The 3,733-nt window shown below is 37.3% G+C and carries 4 protein-coding genes; 3 read left to right on the plus strand and 1 reads right to left on the minus strand.

Features of this window, described 5'->3' with window-relative positions:
* A partial coding sequence (locus AC1DSL_RS16300; RefSeq protein WP_477532995.1) for a dockerin type I domain-containing protein occupies window positions 1–470 on the plus strand: 470 nt, incomplete at its 5' end.
* A 453-nt stretch (window positions 471–923) separates the two neighbouring features.
* Here the strand turns inward: AC1DSL_RS16300 and rpsD are convergent.
* Window positions 924–1,526, minus strand: coding sequence for a 30S ribosomal protein S4 (gene rpsD / locus AC1DSL_RS16305; RefSeq protein WP_016426616.1), 603 nt, complete (start codon window positions 1,524–1,526; stop codon window positions 924–926).
* Between the two features lie 340 nt (window positions 1,527–1,866).
* On the opposite strand from rpsD, the gene megL reads away from it, so the two are divergent.
* Both megL and AC1DSL_RS16315 read left to right on the plus strand, forming a co-directional pair.
* Complete coding sequence (gene megL / locus AC1DSL_RS16310; protein ID WP_477532996.1) at window positions 1,867–3,084, plus strand: methionine gamma-lyase; 1,218 nt, start codon at window positions 1,867–1,869, stop codon at window positions 3,082–3,084.
* 341 nt (window positions 3,085–3,425) lie between these two features.
* A complete protein-coding gene (locus AC1DSL_RS16315) occupies window positions 3,426–3,668 on the plus strand; it encodes a hypothetical protein (protein WP_477532997.1) in 243 nt (80 codons plus the stop codon).
* Window positions 3,669–3,733 lie beyond the last annotated feature (65 nt).

The raw sequence follows: 3,733 nt of genomic DNA on the forward strand, positions 1-3,733 counted from the left end.
GCACTGTGTTTGATGGCACATCGACAATTGGTAAAACTGGAGATTACCGCATTTCCAAACTTCCAATTACTGACAAACTATTCACTTGGGAAATGAAATTGCCAGGACATTTTATGATGAAACGACAAATTCAAATGGGGGTAGAGAAGAATGGAATCATTTTGGGACAGTTTCTTCAATACTATAGTGGTATGGGAGCAGTCTTTCATGAGTATGCTGTTGCTGGCGATGTGAATCAAGATAATGTGATTGATATCCAGGATGCACTAGCCATCCAACAGGCTTGGAATACAAATAACAGAGCTGCGGATATTAACTTTAACGGAATTGTGGATGCAAATGATATGTATTGGGTTGAAAGAAACTATCTAAAACAAAACCAAGAAGCTGACAATCCACCGGTACCTATCCAACAAGTTGACGGAAAGACACTGCAAGATATTTTAAAAGAATTGCAAATCTCAGCTTAGCATTTAAATTCTCTAATAATCAAAATGTGTGTGTCTCATGCTGGTTTAAGTAAGACACAATTACCTTTATATAACGAAAAAGACGCTATTCTTTCTGAAATAATTGGAAAGAATAGCGTTTTTATATTTTACGCACATTACAAAAAAGAACTTGCGTATATTAATAAACCGTTTTTTTAAAATATTCCAGGTGCGATTGGATTAAGTTTAGCTAAAGGTACCAATCCGGATTTATCATCTGTGTCAAAAATATCTGGAAATATTTTTTTTGCAATTTCCTTGTCAATTACAGTAGCAGATTCAGGTGCTTCAAACTTATAATCGTTTGATAAATGGTGCTTCTATTGGGGGAGAATACAAAATTCTACTAACCAGAGTAAAAAAAACCCCTAGAACCTTTGATATATCAAGGTTTCTAGGGGTTTTATAATCGCTATTTACTACTCGTTTTAATTAACGAGAGTAGAACTCAACGATTAATGATTCGTTGATTTCAGCTGATAATTCGCTACGCTCTGGAAGGCGAACAAATTGACCAACTTTTTTGTCTGCATCGAAAGATAAGTATTCTGGAACGAAGTTGTTTACTTCCATAGACTCATTAACGATATCAAGGTTTTGAGATTTTTCACGAAGTGAAATCTCTTGACCTGCTTTAAGACGGAATGAAGGAATATCTACGCGTTTTCCATCAACCATTACGTGGCCATGGTTAACTAATTGACGAGCTCCACGACGAGTGCGTGCAAGACCTAAACGGTAAACTACGTTATCAAGGCGAGTTTCAAGAAGAATCATGAAGTTTTCACCAGATTTACCAGGCATTTTAGCAGCTTTATCAAAAAGTGTACGGAATTGACGTTCGTTTACACCATACATGTGACGAAGCTTTTGCTTCTCTTGTAATTGTAAACCGTATTCCGAGATTTTTTTGCGTTGGTTAGGACCGTGTTGTCCTGGTGCGTAAGGGCGTTTTTCTAATTCTTTACCTGTGCCGCTTAGTGATAAACCAAGACGACGAGACAGTTTCCATGCTGGACCTGTATAACGAGCCATGAGAGACTCCTCCTTTAAGTGGTTTTATTTTGTTGTAAAATAAGACCAGATGTATCAATCAAACTGTCATTTTATTTTCATGTATCCTCGCCCTCGCAGCCAAGGGTTACACGATACCCCATCCAAAAAGTTTGGAGGAATAAAATGAAACGAATAAGACCATACAACTGCTGCTTTTATTTTACACATCCTCCATTGTATCGATTTCCTATACTTATGTCAAGACGTTACCTTGACAATTTAATGATTCGATTGGGTAGTTGACCTTTTCAAAAAAGATGGAATCGAGTAGGATAGGTATGAATGGGATGAAAGCGTTTACATAAAAGGGGTGCTTATTATGGAAAATAAAAAGATGAAAAAAGAAACGGCAGTCGTTCATAAAGGATTTGACACTTCAATTCATCACGACAGTTTGTCCGTACCTTTATATCAAACATCTACATTTGCTTTTTCAACGGCGGAACAAGGAGAAAAACGTTTTGCTGGTGAAGAAGTGGGCAATATCTATTCACGGTTAGGAAATCCAACTGTAAGAGTTTTGGAAGAGCGCATGGCTGAACTTGAGAATGGACAAAGCGCATTGGCATTTGGGTCCGGGATGGCCGCTGTCAGTGCAGTGTTGATTCATGTTACGAAAACAGAGGATCATATCCTTTGTTCGAGAGGGATATATGGTTGTACGTTTGGGTTACTTGAAATGATGAATGAAAAATACAATATTTCACATAGTTTCAGTTCGATGTCGAGTGAACAGGAAATTGAAGCGGCGATTCGTCCTGAAACGGTTTGTTTATATGTTGAGACACCAATCAATCCAACAATGGAAATTGTGGATTTGGAACTGGTTGGGAGAGTCGCTCGAAAACATGGATTGAAAGTAATTGTGGATAATACATTTTCATCGCCTTATATACAAAATCCTATCGATTTCGGTGCGGACTATGTGTTGCATAGTGCAACCAAATACATCAATGGCCACGGGGATGTGATTGCAGGATTGTTGGTTGGAAAAGATGCAGAGGATATGATGAATCTTCGTATGACGGTCCAAAAAGACGTTGGTGGAATTATCTCACCGTTTGATGCTTGGCTGATCATCAGAGGATTAAAAACGCTTCATGTTCGAATGGATCGCCATTCAGACAATGCATCGAAACTGTTGTCATTCTTTAAATCTTCACCAATTGTGAATGAGATTTATTATCCGTTTGATCCAGACCACCCACAATACGAAATTGCTAAGAAGCAAATGAAAGCCGGTAGTGGGTTGATTTCATTTACAATTCACGGTGGGAAAGAAGTTGCTCAATATTTAATGAATTCTCTTAAGCTTATCAAGATTGCTGTAAGTTTGGGAGACGCGGAAACATTGATTCAGCACCCGGCAACCATGACTCACTCAGTCATTCCTGAAATGGAACGTGAAAAGATGGGAATCACTCATTCCTTACTGCGTTTGTCTGTTGGACTTGAGCATTCAGATGATTTAATAGAAGATTTACAACAGGCATTTGCAAAAGTGGAGACCCACTTTACGCAATCGCTTCAAAAATGAATGCTCCGTTAAACTTGCTGTTGTATATCGTACCTTTGCGCTAGCCACATGTTCGTATGAGACAACAGAAATAAAAAGGGCGAGGCGATTTATCATTAACCCGTACAGTTTACTGGTACAAAAGTTAAAATAAATCGGCAAATAGCGTCATATTAACATATAAATTAGCATTGCTTTTAGCGGTGCTTTTTTCTTGCTCAATTTTAATAATAAAAGGATTTTTATCAAATATATGGTAATGTGTTAAATGTAAAAATTGATTAAGTTTGGTCTTTTGTTTTTCAACTAACGGGGGCAGGTTTCTTTATGAAGCTAAAGAGATAATTGATGGAGGTTATTATTTGGAAGGAATTATCGGCGTCTTGTTGGGTACATTAGGTTTGTTTTATCCATTACTTCTAGCATCAGTCATTACTTTTGTCTATTCACTTATAAAACGTTCTTGGATTTGGATGTTGATAAGTGCAATTTTACTGTATCCCGATGCTTGGTTTTTTAGTGGTTATCCGCCATTTCCTTGGGCAAAATTTGTTCCCTTAATTCAGGTAATATTGGCTATAATTTTTTATCTTTTGAAAAGATAGAGATAGTCACAAGTGCTTTACGGGTAAAGTATTTTTCTTCTTAAACAAACGGGACAGGTTAGTTT

This window comes from Paenisporosarcina sp. P4_D4 (assembly GCF_056401835.1).